At 60.4% G+C, this 15,610-nt stretch carries 12 protein-coding genes; 1 reads left to right on the top strand and 11 read right to left on the bottom strand.

What is annotated here, in order from left to right; all coding sequences use genetic code 11:
* Nucleotides 1-1,222: 1,222 nt before the first annotated feature.
* The 3 genes from RS901_RS37920 to RS901_RS37910 all read right to left on the bottom strand — a co-directional run bounded on the left by RS901_RS37920 (nucleotide 1,223) and on the right by RS901_RS37910 (nucleotide 5,204).
* Nucleotides 1,223-2,488 carry an IS256 family transposase gene (locus RS901_RS37920; protein WP_316153370.1) on the bottom strand — a complete coding sequence of 422 codons (1,266 nt, stop codon included), beginning with the start codon at nucleotides 2,486-2,488 and terminating at the stop codon, nucleotides 1,223-1,225.
* Nucleotides 2,489-3,024: 536 nt separating this feature from the next.
* Nucleotides 3,025-3,996 (bottom strand): ParB/RepB/Spo0J family partition protein, encoded by a 972-nt coding sequence (locus RS901_RS37915; protein WP_316157722.1) that lies wholly within the window; start codon nucleotides 3,994-3,996, stop codon nucleotides 3,025-3,027.
* Nucleotides 3,993-5,204: a ParA family protein gene (locus RS901_RS37910; RefSeq protein WP_316157855.1), complete on the bottom strand. Its 1,212-nt coding sequence runs from the start codon at nucleotides 5,202-5,204 to the stop codon at nucleotides 3,993-3,995. The genes RS901_RS37915 and RS901_RS37910 overlap by 4 nt, the downstream gene beginning before the upstream one ends.
* Nucleotides 5,205-6,403: 1,199 nt before the next feature.
* Here RS901_RS37910 and RS901_RS37905 point away from each other — a divergent pair.
* Nucleotides 6,404-7,804, top strand: coding sequence for a replication initiation protein (locus tag RS901_RS37905; RefSeq protein WP_316157721.1), 1,401 nt, complete (start codon nucleotides 6,404-6,406; stop codon nucleotides 7,802-7,804).
* 92 nt (nucleotides 7,805-7,896) lie between these two features.
* Here the strand turns inward: RS901_RS37905 and RS901_RS37900 are convergent, their stop codons facing one another.
* From RS901_RS37900 to traD, 8 genes are all read right to left on the bottom strand, one after another.
* Nucleotides 7,897-9,084, bottom strand: coding sequence for a helix-turn-helix domain-containing protein (locus tag RS901_RS37900; protein WP_316157720.1), 1,188 nt, complete (start codon nucleotides 9,082-9,084; stop codon nucleotides 7,897-7,899).
* Nucleotides 9,085-9,471: 387 nt separating this feature from the next.
* Nucleotides 9,472-11,193 carry an ATP-dependent helicase gene (locus RS901_RS37895; protein WP_316157719.1) on the bottom strand — a complete coding sequence of 574 codons (1,722 nt, stop codon included), beginning with the start codon at nucleotides 11,191-11,193 and terminating at the stop codon, nucleotides 9,472-9,474.
* Complete coding sequence (locus RS901_RS37890) at nucleotides 11,183-11,374, bottom strand: hypothetical protein (RefSeq protein ID WP_316157718.1); 192 nt, start codon at nucleotides 11,372-11,374, stop codon at nucleotides 11,183-11,185. Before RS901_RS37890 ends, RS901_RS37895 begins: the two co-directional genes overlap by 11 nt.
* A gap of 62 nt (nucleotides 11,375-11,436) precedes the next feature.
* Nucleotides 11,437-12,321 carry an ATPase gene (locus RS901_RS37885; protein WP_316157717.1) on the bottom strand — a complete coding sequence of 295 codons (885 nt, stop codon included), beginning with the start codon at nucleotides 12,319-12,321 and terminating at the stop codon, nucleotides 11,437-11,439.
* 78 nt (nucleotides 12,322-12,399) lie between these two features.
* Nucleotides 12,400-13,017 carry a DUF4400 domain-containing protein gene (locus RS901_RS37880; RefSeq protein WP_316157716.1) on the bottom strand — a complete coding sequence of 206 codons (618 nt, stop codon included), beginning with the start codon at nucleotides 13,015-13,017 and terminating at the stop codon, nucleotides 12,400-12,402.
* A 1-nt stretch (nucleotide 13,018) separates the two neighbouring features.
* On the bottom strand, nucleotides 13,019-13,264 hold the full coding sequence (locus tag RS901_RS37875) for a hypothetical protein (RefSeq protein WP_316157715.1): 246 nt from the start codon (nucleotides 13,262-13,264) through the stop codon (nucleotides 13,019-13,021).
* Nucleotides 13,236-13,742: a hypothetical protein gene (locus tag RS901_RS37870; RefSeq protein WP_316157714.1), complete on the bottom strand. Its 507-nt coding sequence runs from the start codon at nucleotides 13,740-13,742 to the stop codon at nucleotides 13,236-13,238. Before RS901_RS37870 ends, RS901_RS37875 begins: the two co-directional genes overlap by 29 nt.
* Before the next feature lie 8 nt (nucleotides 13,743-13,750).
* A complete protein-coding gene (gene traD / locus RS901_RS37865; RefSeq protein WP_316157713.1) occupies nucleotides 13,751-15,607 on the bottom strand; it encodes a conjugative transfer system coupling protein TraD in 1,857 nt (618 codons plus the stop codon).
* Between the last annotated feature and the right edge of the window lie 3 nt (nucleotides 15,608-15,610).

The following is a 15,610-nucleotide window of genomic DNA, read 5'->3' as shown; positions in this document are numbered from 1 at the left end:
TCGTGGGGTGGAAGGTAGACGGCCGCGTTGGCCTACTTTCCGATGGCATCGATCGGCGCCACAGTCTCAGCACCGGACGTGGTTGCAAACAACAGGCGACGGTCCCCGCGATGCACGCTTCGGCCGTGGGCGGAGCCAGCCCGCCCTGTTTTCGGAACTTCCCGAAGTATCCCAACTTGGGACACTAGCCGCGACAGGCCAGACGGTCGACCGGGACGGGCCGGAAGCTCTTTCCGGCACGCGAGTGTCCCGAGTTGGGACGGCCGCTCTTGGTATGCGGCCGTACGGACTGGTTGGCGGAGGTGTCGTTAACTTGCCGGTGCCGATTTTCGGCGTGCGCCTCGGCAGACCTTTCTCGATGGGGAACGAAACCGTCCCAACTTCGGACGGCCTTGCCGACGCAACAACGCACCGTCAGTGCAGCCTGAAAGACGCACAACACGCCCACTTGGGATGCCGCGGCCGCTTTGTTCACGAACATCGGCAGAGGACAAGCACGCGGGCTTCTGCCCGAGGTCCGGCGGACGAGCGGAAACATGGCCGAGCGCCCGCGAGCGTTCCAATTTGGGGCAGCGGCTCCTGGGCGGCGGACTCGGCAGGCCCTTGTCGGTGGGGAAACGAACCCGTCCCAACTTGGGACAGCCTGCCCGAAGCAACGGGCAACGCACCATCAGTGCCCCCCTGGAAGATACACGACACGCCCACTTGGGAAACCATGGTCGCCTCGTCCACCGACATCCGCCGAGTGCCAGCACGGGAGCTTCTGCCCGAGATCCGGGGGGCCGAGCAGAAACATTACCGAGCGCCCGCGAGTGTCCCAACTTGGGACGGCGGGCTCCTGGGAGGCGGCCTTCCAATTTGCGCGGCGGCGCGGCCTTTCATTTGCCGTGCCGCTTCTCAACGCGCGCCTCGGCAGACCTTTGTTGATGGGGGACGAAACCGTCCCAACTTGGGGCAACCTTCCCGAAGCAACGGCAACGAACCATCAGCGCAGCGCACCCCTTGCAGATGCACGACACGCCCGCTTGGGATGCCACGGCTCCATCGACATCCGCGGAGTGCCAGCACGGGGGGTTTTGCCCAATGTCGGGGGACGAGCGGAAACGTCGCCGTGCGTCTGCGGCTATCCCAACATGGGACGGCGCCTCCTGGGCAGCGGCCATCCGGCTTGGTTGGGAGCTAACGTCAAGAGTGGTGTATGGGCATTTGATGGCGGTCGATTTCAAGCGGCGAGTTTCTGCTGAGCCGGTCGATCGTCTTTTACCGGTTCGCCGTCCTTGAAGGCAATGCCTTCCAGCAACGGCTTGATCTGTTCAGCGCCGTTGATGCGACGCCAGGTCTTCTCCGCTTCCTCGATCAGCTTGAACGCCAGGCCGAGGAAGGTCGCTCGGGACACGCAGTTGCGCGTGCGCGTCGTACGGTGGCGCACCGTCGCGAACGTCGACTCAATCGCATTCGTGGTTCGGATGTGCTGCCAGTGCTCGGCTGGGAAGTCGTAGAATGCCAGCAGACTATCTCGATCCTTGCTGAGCACACCCACAGCCTTGGGGTATTTGGCACCGTAAATCGTCGCAAAGCGGTCAAACGCCACATAGGCATCCGCCCGGGTAGCCGCCATCCAGATCGCCTGCAGATCCGCTTTGGCGCGCCCCTGTTGCGACTTCGGCAGCGCGTTGAGGACGTTGCCCATCTTGTGGAACCAGCAACGCTGAGGCAGCGTGGCAGGGAACACTTCCGAGAGCGCCGCCCAGAAGCCCATCGCGCCATCGCCGACCGCCAGCAGCGGGCCCGCTTGCAGACCGCGCGCTTTCAGATCCAGCAGCACTTCCTTCCAGGAATCCTTCGATTCCCGATAGCCGTCACCGATCGCAATGCGCTCCTTCTTGCCTTCCGGCGTGACCCCGATGATGACCAGCAGGCATTGCCCATCCGAGCCCTCGCTACGCAGACCCGTGTGGATGCCGTCGGCCCACCAGTACACGTAGCGCGACTGCGCCAGGCTTCGTTGCCCCCAGCGCGTATGCTCGTCTGCCCACTGCGCCTTCAGCCGACTCACCACATTGGCCGACAGTCCCTTGGCTTCCTCACCCAGCAGCACCGACAGCGCCTCGCTCATGTCGCCTGTCGAGATTCCCTTCAGATACAGCCAAGGCAACGCCGCGCTCACCCGCGGCGACTTCCTCACATACGGCGGCACGATCGATGAGTTGAATTTCACGCCAGACCCGGACCGGTCGCGCACCTTGGGCACCTTCACCGCAATCGGTCCGGCTGCCGTCAGCACCTCCCGTTCCGGGAGGTAGCCATTGCGCACCACAGCCCGCTGCCCACGCAACGTCCTGACGTTACCGAATCGCTCAAGCAATTCCCCAAGCTCCAACTCGATCGCCTCCTGGATGACCTGCCGGGCCCCGCGCCTGATCAGCTCGTCGAGCCCCAGACCGATTTCCGATAGACCGACAGCCTGTTTTTCCTTATCCTTACTCATGGTGGAGCGTTTCCTTGTGCTGGTTTCTGACTTCGACAATCAGATTCTCAGTTGAAACCTCCACCGCCTTCAACTCCCTGCCTCAACTCCCCGCCCGTACACCACTTTCAACTCTAGCTCTTGGTTGGCGGAGGAGCCCTTAACTTGCCGATGCCGTTTGTCGACACGCGCCACAGCAGACCTTTATCGATGGGATGCGACACCGTCCCAGGTTGGGACCCAAGGCAACGGACAGCGCACTGTCACCGGTGTACAGCGGGAGTATGAACGCCCACCAGCGCGGAGATCGCCGCCGGTTCGTCCGCGGACATCGGCGGGTGCCCGCGAGGGGCTTCTGGACGTGGTCGGGAAACCAGCGGAAACCGCGCTGAGCGCCTGCCAGTGTCCCAACTTGGGACGGTAATCCCTCAGCATCGCATGAACCCTGCGCGGGCCGCCGCGCTAATAGCGCGCACCACGACCAGCTCAACGCTTGACGGGAAACAGTCCAACAAAAAACCCGCCATTGGCGGGTTTCTTTTTCGTATCGAATCAAACTACTTTGGCTGGTGGTGGAACGTCTCGCTGATCAGCTGGCGGATCTGGGTCTCCAGGGCCTCGCTCAATACTCCGGCCTTGATCTTCACGGCGAAGCCGTTGACATCCTTCGTAATCGAGCCGGCATGCTCCTTGCCGGAAAAAAACTTATCAATGCTGCGCTCGCTCGCGGAACTGGGTGCGCCAGCACGACGGGTCGCCAGCGCTTTAATCGCACCAGCGGCCTTACCCTGATCCATCTTTCCCGACGCCACGAGCGGCCAAATCTCCTTCGCCGCGCCATCCCCAGCCTCACCATACTTTCGGATGGTCATGACGATCGCTTCCGCCGCAGTGCCGCCGAGAAGGCTCGGCTGCAGCTCCAGGTCCCGTATCACAAACTCGGGCAGTTGCGCAAAGCTGAGGAATCGATACAGACCGCTTCTGGACAGACCAAGCGCTTCAGCCAGTCGCGCACGGGAGGGAAATTCCTTCTCCGTCTGCCGAATGGAAAGCGCAATCTCATAGTCAGAGAGGTCGTCACGGCTAACGTTCTCCACCAAAGCCAACACCGCCATATCGGCATCAGTTGGCTCGGCGACCACCGCCTTAATCGTCTCGGCACCCAGCATCTTATGGGCGCGCCACCGGCGCTCACCCGCCACGATTTGATAACCCGTTTCTGCGCGACGGACCACAATGGGCTGCATCAGCCCAACCTCGCGAATTGACTCAGCCAGGTCAGAGAGTTTTGAATCGCTGAATACGCGCCGCGGCTGCCAGGGGTTCGGCACGATGTCAGCGACCGCGAGGTGCGACGTGACACCAGCGGCTTCGAGCTCCTGCACGCGCATCTGTGCCACGGCTAGTGCGCCAGCCAACCCAGGTGCGGTCTGCGTGCGATCGTTACGCTTTATCTCGTCCTTCTGAATTGCCGACGTCTTCCGGATTCCAGCCGTCTTCGCCAATAGCTGTTCTCGCATATTGCTCATTGCGCGCTCCTCCATTTTTCTGCGTAGATTTCATCCAACCATCGGCAATAGTCCACAATCGGCTGGCGCACCCGCTGCAGCGATTTTGCAGCGCTATGGGTACTACTCACGTCGAATACCGTTGAGAAAGCCAGGGCCCCCGTGCTCATCACAGAACTGGCGGGCACTTCGATTGAATGCAGCCAGCTCTCATAGGCGCTTTGCGCCCACGCACGAACAATGGGTGCAGACGACGTCCGCCCGTAGTCGACCTTTGAAAGAAGCAGCGAGACGAAGTCGTATTTCTTGTCCGCTTCGTACTTGATAAAACTTTTGGAGACGTCCGAGAACAAGCGCCAGAACGACAGCGAGCTGATGAAATCCAGGTTCTCTGGCACCATCGGCATGACCATCGCGTCCGCCGCCAGCAGGGCATTCAAGTTCATATAGGAAAGCGAGGGCGACGTGTCCATCAGGATGTAGTCGTAGTGCTTCCGTAATGGCTCCAGTCCCTCCCTGAGCACGGTCCAGAAACGGAAACCCGGCTTGACCTTCTGCATGGCAGGCAAATGGAACTCCGCGCCGATCAATTCGGTATGCGCGGGAATGAGATCCAGGCCATCCCAGTACGTCGATTGCACTTGGGCCAGCAAGCCCCCCTCGATCTGCTGATCGTAGATATACGGCAGCACGGAGTCTTCCGGCGAGACGTCCTTCTCCGCATACAGCCCACACAACTCGGAAAGCGAGGCTTGCGGATCCAAGTCTACGACGAGCACTTTTCTGCCGCGCAGCGTCAGCCCTTGGGCGAGGCACATCGTTGTCGTTGTCTTGGCCGAGCCGCCCTTCAGTTGGGCCGTGATGACGATTTTTCCCTCAGGCTCCCGCGTGCCAGTGACTAGCGGTGTCTGATAAATGTCCGACACGCTCTGCACCCAGATGCGTGCCTCTTCGAGCGTGAAGGTCCGAGTGCGCCCGGTTCCGGCCGCGGTGCCTGGCGGCAATTCCCCATCGCCCTTGGTGGCAAGGTATTGAACCTGGGAGTGTGAGATATTGCACATCTCGGCGATCTCTCCGGTCTTAAATACCGGCGCGGTCTTTCTTGGGCGCGGCGCAAGGATCGTCTCACGCAGTTCGTCCGTGAAAATGGTGACCTTTTCCGCGAACTGGGATATCTGCTCAAGCGGGACAGTCCTGTCGACTGCAGGAAGTTGGCTCGTTTTCACCATTCTGAGGTTATTCCGAAAAATTCTGGAAACCTCAGAATACAGGAAACGCTTGAGCAACGCTTTATAAATACCTGTTTTGGAAGCCAACTTTCCTAAAAAACCACAGGTTTGCCTAAAATTTAGGCAAAAAAGATGCGCCTTTCTCAACACAGTCCATTGCAACCTGGGTGGTCGCAGCTGCCTTCGCATGGGTCGGCCCCAACGATCAGCACAAATGACCTCACCATCAGACCCGGGAATTACGCACTGCGCCTTCCCTGATCGGGCGCCCGGCGCGTCGCCAGAAGTGCAATTGTAAAATTCAGCACAATCGACCTCACCTTCAGTTCCGGTCACCGCCTACGCCACGGTGAGATTCGTTGTGCGCAGCGATGAATGAAGCCGGCGGCCCTCGAACGACTTGTCGGCGGAACGTCCGAAGGAGCAGGGAAGGTGAGGTCCATTGTGTCGCCTTGCAGAAACCGTGCACAAAAAACCTCACCTCGCTTCGAAGGTGCTGCGTCGGTCCTCGCACAACGGACCTTACCTTTACTGCTGCACAAAGAACCTCACCCTGAAATTGTTCTGAACGGTGTTTTGCAGCAGGTAGCAGAGGGCCAATTCACTGAGGAAGCGTCCATACCGGTAAGCTTTGGTGGGGGGCCCGGCCTGCGCGGCCCCGCCATGTCACGCGGGCGAATCCATGCGAGCCTTATTGCGGTCGTTTCGACGTGTCTATCGCTCAGCGGCAATTCACGCGCGTAGAAGCGCATCAATATCGCTGTTTGTCGGTTTTCTTTGAAGTAAACAACCCAACCAACAAACAGGCGCAGCCAAAATCCTTTCCCTTCAAAGGTTTAGTACGAGGAAGGTGAGGTCCTATGTGCCAAAGGTGAGGTTCACTGTGCCGCGATCGTGCGATTCTTTGTGTCAACAAGGTGAAACTTATTGTCCGGAAACGTGCGGTTCCTTGTGCAGAGAGCGCGAAGGTGAGGTGAGTTGTGCGTGACCTGTGGATATGTGCGCTTGGCCGCGGCTGCACTGCGATCCGCAGCCAACATGACCGGGCACATGGTGAGGTTCATTGTGCGTACGGTGAGGTTGGTTGTGCCTGCAGACGATTCCCGCCGTCGAGACCATTATGGTGAGGTTCATTGTGTTGAGAACCTCACCATCACGTGCTAGAGTCGCCCCAGCACAAGACGAGCGGAACCACGAGTATGGCGGCCGAGAATCCGATAGAAGTCAAAGCGAGGACAACGCCTCGGCAAATGGCGCTCGCATTGTTTGAAGACATGTTCGACCTCGGTACGTCCATCAACGAGGCGAACCGCGAAATCGGATATCAGCGCAACAATTTCTTTACGGAAATTGTCAACATGGGGCTGGCGGCGCGTCGCTTCCTTGACGCTGCCTATTTCATCGTCGCCCAAGAGCCGGAAGTTCCTGATCAGTATGACGTTGAGCTGAACTACTTCAAATGGTTGATGCGGTACGACAGCCGCAACCTGAAGCATCTGCGCACCATCGCAGACGAAGCGCAGAACGCGAAAATCCGTGTCACCAACACCCCATCGGACCGTGAGCCTGCGGAAGACGATATTTGGGTTCAGGTGCAACTGATTGGCATGGTGGCGATGCACCGGGGCCGCATTCGTTTCGACGTGCACCACAGCCTGATTCCGCACATCAGAGACCCGCGGAAGTCTCATTGGCTAAGTCTACGGATTTCGACGGCATTTACTCGCAGCCTGGCACGCGCGATCTACGACAAGGTCTTGCCGAGCGTGCCGGCTGGCCGCACCGACTGGATTAAGCTGGACGAGATGCGGACTTGGCCGGGGAAGATGGGCGCGAATGCAAGCGTCTTCAAATATTTCAAGCGCGACTGGCTAGAGCCGGCGGTGCGGGAAATCAATGAGATATCGGACATCGAGCTGTCCTATGAAACCAGAACGGAATCGACGTCGTCGAAGAAAGTGGATCGAATCCGATTCCTGCTCAAGCGTAAGGAAACCGCCGATGCAGTGATGGCGAGCTTGTCCGATGCCAGCCAGATCTACAAGATCCTCAAGGATGAGTTCAATCTGTCTACCCGGCAGTTCAGCGAGATATCTGAGAACAGAGAGACGTGGAATGATGACCGCGTCCTCCAAGCCATTGAGTACACACGGTTCAAGCTCAATCGCGGCCAGGTGAAGAAGAGTCCGTCTGGCTATTTGATGAAGGCGTTGCGCGATAACTGGCGCATGTCGGAAGCTGAGCGGACCATGGTTCAGGTCCAGACGAAGTTGCTCATTGAGGAAACGGAGAAGGAAGCCGTCAAGGCCGCAGTGAAGACGACGGTTGAACGTAGCGTTGCTTCGCGAGAGGAAGAAACGCGAGCGCGCATGAATGAAGAATCGCGCCAAGGTCGAGAGCACTTCACGGCTTCTGATGCCAAAGCTCGCCGCGAGCTTGTTCGGGCTTGGCTTGCTTCGAGGGAGGGCAAGCTCGTGTTGAGGCGAATGAAGCTAGAGTCCTCGTCTGTGTCCGAAGACGTCATTCTGACTACTCCAGATCTGTCCTGGTACCTGGGACAGTTCGTGTTCGGGCGAATGAAATCCCAAGTCGCACAATAGCGCGTTCAATAGGCAGAGAAATGCATGCCCGCTGGAGCGCGGAACCATGCGGACTACTCTGCAATCCGTCGGTCCGCTAGCTGCGGCCAAGCTCACAGAAAATGTTGAGACTCGTGTCTGCAGCGTACCAAGCCGCGCATATTCGCAATAGCCGCATGCGCCACTGCCGACAACGACCGCCTCGCTTGTGTCGACCGGGCAACGCCAGGGGCAAGCCCGCCAGCTAATCTGTCCATCTCAATGAGCCAGGCGCGCGCTTGGTCGTGCCCCAAAGAGCTTCGGCGGCCGTTAGCGTCGGTGATCACGATGGACGCTGAATCGACTTCATAGGTCGATCCGTCGGGTGCTGAAACCCGTTTGCCTCGGTACCTTTCTACGAGTTCGGCAATCTGCTGCCGCTCTTGCGCGGCCCGAGCCTCGGCTGCGCGCTCTTCGTCTTCACGGAGCTTCCACGTCCGGACTACATGTCCATAGTCAACAGGCTTTTCGAGGAGCGACTTGAGGTACGCGAACAGTTCTCGCCCCCGGAGCGCCCTGAGCGCATTGCCAGCCGCCGAGACGACGTCCGACAATCGGTGGCCCGCCGTTCGCGCAAGCTTCATCAGTAGGAACAGCGCGGACATCTTTAGCGCTTGGTCGCTTACCAGGGGCGCGAGGTCCACCGGCACCGTGCGACCGTCAATCAGCAAAAAGGATCCCGGCCCCGGATGTTTCTTCGTAGAAGACTGTATGGCCTTGTTTACGCCACTCACCGGTGCGATACGTGTAGAGGCCCCAGACTCATCAGAGCAGGCCGGAACGTGGACAGTGGACTGAAGCTGCGGACTGGCGATCCCAATGCATCGGAGCAACTTTGCGCAGAACCCGATCCGCCCAACGACCTCGAGCTGCGCCCTGGTGCGCTGCTGCCGTTCACGCTTAATCAGCCCCGCATCTTCAAGCGCGCCAAGCGCTCGATAGACCGTGGCCTCACTGATCCCGAGGTGTTGTGCAATCGTTGCCTTCTTTATGAAGGCGAGCGCGGAGGGATCCTTCTGGTTCAAAGCGAAGCGGACGAGCGTGGCCAGTACCTGACGATTCGTGATGTGCAAAGTCCGAAGTCCATCGGACTCGTAGACCAGCGCGATTGCCTTAAGAATCTGCTCAGGCAGCTCGCGGGCATCGAGCCTGACTGCCTTGGGTTGCCGGTCGTCGGTAGCGACAGGGTTGGGAGCATGCGACGTACCGCCGCACATTGTTATTCTTCGGGCAATAGGAAGCCCGTCGAAGCTACATTTCATCTTCGATCAGCGCAAACTTCGAAAGGAAGCATTGACAGCGAAGGCGCGAGCTTCGTACACTCGATCCGTCTTGTAGATCGAGTCAAAGGGGTTTCGAAGCTCGTGACCTCTTTTGCCTATGCCGATGAAAAACCTGGAGCTGCAACTCCAGGTTTTTTTTCGCCTGTGGAGACGCCTATGGGCTCATCCACTCCTCCTTGGAAATCCGCGTGGCCACGCCGCACTTGTGCCGCGGCGGATAGGTAGACGATTGGCGATCAGCCGTCGCGCAGTCATTGGCAGTTCGATCCCGGGATTTCTTGCGAGCAAGTCGGACGTCATCCCTTCTTGCACGAGCTTCCGTTTGCTGGCAGCAAACACCGTCACAGCGGCATGTCTCTTGCGGCATCATGTAGCGATCGCCGCATCAATACCTGCCTCCAACACAAATCGAGAGGTCGGATTCTTCTTCGCCATCGACAGACGCAGATCCTCCCGCGCTCTGGTCACCGCCACATAGAACAGGCGGCGCTCTTCCGATTCGGTGCTTTTTTCATCGGGCACAACGGTTTCCTCCGCCCGAATGATCCATACCCGATCCCATTCCAGCCCCTTGGAACTGTGCATGGTTGTCAGGATCAGCGCATCCGCCGCCGGCTCATTGTTGTCGCGGCGCAGGAACTCCAGGCGGTCGGAGAATGGACCCTTGAGTCGGGACAGCACGTCATAGGTCGTGGTAATGGCACGACGGGCAGGATCCGCGTCGGCATGTTGGATCATCCACTCGCGCGCGCCTTCCAGCACCAGGGAGTAGAACTGCCTGTCACAGAGCGATCGCCACTCCGCAAGCCGCTTCATGAGTTCCCGATAGCGATCGGTGGACGCTTCAGAGAGGCCCAGTTCCAGAAGCTCTTTTCTCTGGCGTTGTTCTGTATTCGCACGGCCCTTGCTGTGCAGGAGCCGGAGCTCCTGGGTTCCAATCCCGACAAAGGACAGCAGCGAATCGACACCGGTACTTTTCGTCTTCTGGACCAGTTCCAGAAGATTGCACATCAGGGCAGCCTCTGGCCGGCTCAGGATCGACTTGCCGGACGCCCGATAATAATTGACGCCATGCGACCGGCATACGGCCTCGACCGGGTCAAGGATGCGGTTGGTACGGGCAAGAATTGCCGCCGACTGGCCGTTCCTTAGCGCCACGGCCAGGTGCTCCATGGCGGCCACTGCCTCGGCATACTCGTCAGGGAAACGCTGGAACTGAACCTGCCCACCGGGGCCCTTGTGCGCAACCAGCTCCTTCGGAATCCTGTCGCGGTTGTTCCGGATGATCCTGTCGGCCGCGCCAAGGATTTCTGCGTGGCAGCGGTAGTTGTTGCCTAGCACCACCGCCTGGGCATCGAACTGGCGAATGAACGACTCCATGCCCCGGAAGCCCAACGCCGAGCGGAAGCCATAGATGCTTTGGTCGTCGTCGCCAACCACGGTCACGATCGAGCCGGCCCGGGCATGCAACGCAATCCACTGGTACTGCAGGGGGTCGGTGTCCTGAAACTCGTCCACCAGAAGATACGTGAACGGGTACGGCTCGATGGTGCCGTTCTGCATGCCTTCTACCGCGAGCCGAAGCATGTCCTGGAAATCAATCTTGCCATTTCGTTCCAATGAATCCTGGTAGCCGCGGTAAAGGTTTTCCTCCGCGCTGCCGTTTTGCACCTGGCCGAAGTTGGTCTTGATCGCTTCGATTGCTGCGATGGCATCCTCCACCTTCCAGTCCAACCCGACGTCGGAGAGGACCTGGATGAGCAGGCCGGTACGATCGCCCTCGGTGGCGATGTCTGGCGCGCCACCGTCGCGCCGCCCAAGCTGCTTATAGGCGAGAGAATGAAATGTACCGGCAAGCAGCCGCTTCTTTATCGCTGGTCCGGCAAGCGCGAGGATGCGCTCTCGAAGCTCGAGCGCGGCGTCTTTGCTGAACGTCACGGCGCCCACGGTAGCTTTGGGCTCCGCCAGAAGCATCGCAGCCTTGGTGGCAATGGTCTTAGTTTTACCCGCACCGGGGCAGGCCACGGCGACGCAATGTCGCCGAAGCTCCACGACCTCTCGTTGCGCGGGATTCAGTTCATCCAGCATGCATGTCCCGTTCTGAAGGTTGGACGATGACTTCGATTTGATCTTCGGCGCCTCGCCAGTGGATGCCATCGCCGTCACGGATGACCAGGTCGCCGGTGCGCTCGTTATGTGCGATCACCCGGCCTTCACCATACGAGCCCAGATCGGTCTGAAACTCGACCCAAGCGCCTTTCATGTTCATATCCCGTCAATCGGTTGATGTTGCAGGGGAGTGGCCGGCCAGAGGATGACTGGCCAACGAGTTCAAATGCCTCGAACGGTCGTCATGAGCTTCAGGTGAGTCATGTAGCTGCGCAGGCCGAGCGGGTGGAACTTGCGCAGGAAGGACGCGACCTCGTCGTTGATATCGCTCTGATCGCGGATGCCGTTCCAGACCATGAAGTCGAACTGATCCATGGTGCGGTCGAACTTGGCCAGGACGCCCAGCACGCGCATGGAGAAGCGCGAGTATGCCTCGACCGTCAGGTTCAGAGAGGGGAGTGTGACTGTCGGCTCAAACACAATGTCGTTCTTGGCCCGCATCTCCGATTCGCGCTGGCCACGGTACGCTTCCGCCACGCGCAGCTGCTCATCGACGTAGTCCTCCATGCGCGTCAGTTCGCGCTCGAAGTAGGTTTCGACGGTGGATAGCTCGCCCTTGCCGAACGTGGCGCCGCCGAAGCGCTGCAGGTTGATGCTCATGCGATTCATGAACGGCCACCATTGCTCGAACAGCGGGCGCAGGCGGGTGTGGTTGAGCTTGATGGCGACTGGCACGACTGCGGCGCCTGCCAATTGGCGGGTGAGAATCTGCGCACCGATCTCGCGACGGCGGCGGATGATCGCGGCGCGGTCCTCCGGCTTCAGCTCACGGAAACGCTTGCGGGTGTTGGCGACCTCTGCCTTCTTTTCTTCCGCCTCGTCGGCCGAAATCAGGCCTTCCTTGCGCAGCGAATCGGCCGCCGTTTCCATGTCCACCAGTTCACGCTCGATCGAGCCGTCGTCGGCGCCGTCGGTGACGCCGGGGCTGGTGCCCGGCGCGGCGTCGGCCGGTTCCTCGATAGCGGTGTTTGGAGCCACGGCATCCATGGTGGCGGCGAGCAGTGCGTCATCCTGGTTGACAACGGCGGTGTCGGTAGTGGTGGTCATGCGGTTTTCTCCTGAAAGGACCCCCATGGATGGGCGATCCGCGTTGAATACGGTTGGTAGTGGTGAATACGAGGACGGCTACCGATTCACATGGAACGAGGCAGCCAGACGCCAGGCCAGCACGCCCACGCAAGCGGTGGCGACCGTCCAGACGGAGGCGGGCAGCGAGAGTGGCAACAGTAGGGCCGACGCGCTCACGCCGAGCGTAATGAGCAGGCCGTGCGCTGCGAGGTGAAAGCCAACGGGGCTAGCGACCCCAGCCGCCGCCGCGCGGATGCGCCGCTGCACGGCGCCGTCGTTAAGCATGGCGACAGCAAAGAAGAGCGCACCCCATGCCCAGTTGCCAGCGACCGTGGCGCGGTAAATGCTGCGGTATATCTCCATCCAGAAATGCCGCATCCAGCCTGCCGCAAGACCGGCCGTGCCGCCGTCGCTGATCAGGCTCGGGTTGGCTGAGCCAGAATAGGAGCGGCGGATCACGCCCGAGTCAACGAACCAAGCGCCGAATCGCGCATTGGCACGGCTGGCAAAGTCTTCGGCTCGATCGTCCCCGAATAGGGACTCGACAGAAGCCTGTTCGGCCGCGTCGACTTCGAAATGCCCGTCGTCAGGCAGCATGGGCGCGAGCGTCGCCAACAGGACAGGTGTGACGATCAGCCACAGACGCAGGTGCGATACGAAACGACTGTTGCTCATGTCAGCGCACCAGGGCGTGCAGGGCCAGGATCGGAATCGCGACGAAGGCGAGCAGCCCGCCCCAGAACTGGGCGGGACGGGTCTGCTCGAGCTTCACCATCGCCATGGCGAACGCTTGTCGGCCTTGGGCGAACTGGTTCGGTACCCGCGCCTCGGCATCGTTCGCGCGCACCCATGCCCGCATGTCCGCGACCTCCGCGGGAGCGAGGCCGGAAAGCTTAGCAATGAGCGAGTTGGCCACAGACATCGTATTCCTCGAAATAGCGGCGGAAGGTCGGTCCCTTGAGGACGCGGGCGGCGAGCTGGAAGGCCGCGCTGCGCGGCGTGATGGGCTCGGGGCAGGGCTCGTCAACCATGCGGCACACGTACCCCGGCGCCTGCCGGCCTTCGAACAGCGGGATCGGTTCCAGAAAGGGCGCCCAGACGGTGTATTTCTCGCCCTTGAAGGCGGCATAGCGCTTGGCGTACAGATCGTGCGCGCGGCCGAAGAGGCCTCGCATGAAGGCGACGTTGCCGTAGCCGTCCTTGCGTTCGGCCTTGTAGCCGGCGAGGGCGTCCATCAGCATCTCCTTCACCAGCGGCTCGTCGCGCACGATGAAGTGCAGGCCGATGAAGTCCACGAGGCGGGTGCAGACGTCATCCAGCTCCGGGAAGCAGATGAAGACGGGCGACAGTTTGGCCGAGAGCTTGTGCTCTTTGACGACCTGGCGAAACAGGCTGGTCATGTGCGAACTTATCCTTCGATGATGGGAATGCGGCCCTGGTAGACGGCGCCACCGGAAACCCGCAGGAAATATTGCAAATTGGGGAGCTGTGTAATCAGGCGCACCGGGATCAGGGGCACTTTCTCCAGTTGCCGGGAACGGGACACCGATCCGCTGAATTCGCCCACGTGAGCCTCACTGTCGGTGCTGGTGGTGCTCGACTGGACGATGTTGGTGATGCCGGTTTCGCCCACCTTGTCGGAGAACCACTGCGCCGTGTCGGTGTCTTCCAATCGTAAGATGATCTGGTTGTTGAGGTTCGCCAAGACCTGCAGCATTTTTGCTGCATTACCGAGTTTTGCCTCCAAATCGGACCGGCTCTGGAAGGCAACAAAGGCCTTAAAGCCCGCCCCGCGCCCCTTGTTCAGGATCTGGATCACCTGCTCGTTGATGGCCTCGGCCACCTCGTCGATGATGAGGACGACACCGGGCGGCTTGTCGTAGAAATTGTAGATCGTGCCTGCGACCGATGCGATGTCGGACAGGATCATCGAGGCGATGGCCTTGGCGACAATGCTGTTGGACATGGAGTCGAGCCCGACGCACAGCACGGCCTTCTGCCTGATGATCTTGTCGATGTCCCAGATTTCTCGGTCGTCCTCGAAGTCATCGGCCTTGGGCGCGAGCATCAGGCCGGTCTCGCCGGTGGCCAGCATCTGCAGCAGAGGCAGCGCGGAGGCGATGATGCGCATGTAATGCTCGCGGTCATGCGTGAAGGTCGAGACCAGGCCGTCAATTGATTCGTGAGCGCGCCCGACGTTGGCGAAGCGCTGCAGGTAGAGCTGCACCATGCCGTCGAGGAGCGTCGCGTCGCTCTTTTGCCCGAGCTTCTGCATGAAGCCGTTGACCTCATCCTCCCAGTCGGCCATACCGGATTCGGGGAAAAAACGCTTGAGGCAGCGCTCGAGCAGGCTGTTGATGCCGGACTGCGCGTAGTTGAGGATCGAGCGCAGGTTGGGCTTGTCGCCTACGTACAGCTCGCCCTTGACCGCCCGGTCGATGAAGAGGAAGGCGAAGTCGCGGAACGGGCCTTCTTCCATCAGCTGGGCGATGCGGCTCGGGATCTCGGAGGGCTGCGACCAGTTCTCCAGCGGGTTGAGGCGGATCGACTCGGACGGCGCGGCCTGCTTCCAGTACAGGAACTTGCGGCCGGTGCGCTCGCATTCCTTCTTGACACGATCTTTGAGGTCGCGGTCATTCTTGGGGTCAATGATGATCAGCACGTCTTCGGCGTTGTGGATCACCTGGGTCGCAATGATTTCGTAAGTACGGGTCTTGCCGGCGCCGGTGGTACCACCCACGGCCGTATGTCCGCCCAGCGCCTTGTAGTGCAGGGGGACGGGGGCCTTCTTCGGCTCCATGCCGTGGATCCAGGACTGGCCCTGCGGGGTGTGGTCGCGGATGCTTTGGGGCGGCGCGAACCGCGCTTCGACGGCCCGTGCAATCTTTGTGGGCAGCCAGCGCGGCAGGCCGGGGATTTCGGAGGCCGGCATCCGCAGGATGTCGTGCGCGATCTGGCAGTGCTTCTGCGTCCATTCGAAGCCAGTGCCGAGGTACATGGCATCGTCGCTTTTGCGCAGCGTCGCGCTCGCGGTGAGCAACCGGTCGATGCGGATCTTGGCGAGCCACTTGGTCGAGATGGCCATGCGAAAGGCCAGGGCCCGCCATACCTGCGAGCCGCGTAGTAGAAGCATGCCAACGCAGAGCGCGGCGAAGTAGCCGGCGTGCGGCATGCCCGAGGCGGCGATCAGCACCAGGGCCAGCGCCCAACCCGCGGTGGCGCAGACCTCGAACATCGGGCGGAAGTGGTTGATGTACTTAACCATAGG

Source organism: Cupriavidus sp. BIC8F, assembly GCF_032465815.1.
In the GTDB taxonomy this organism is placed as follows: domain Bacteria; phylum Pseudomonadota; class Gammaproteobacteria; order Burkholderiales; family Burkholderiaceae; genus Cupriavidus; species Cupriavidus necator.
Note: the sequence above shows the minus strand (reverse complement) of the source record. Positions and strands in the feature narration are given on the sequence as shown.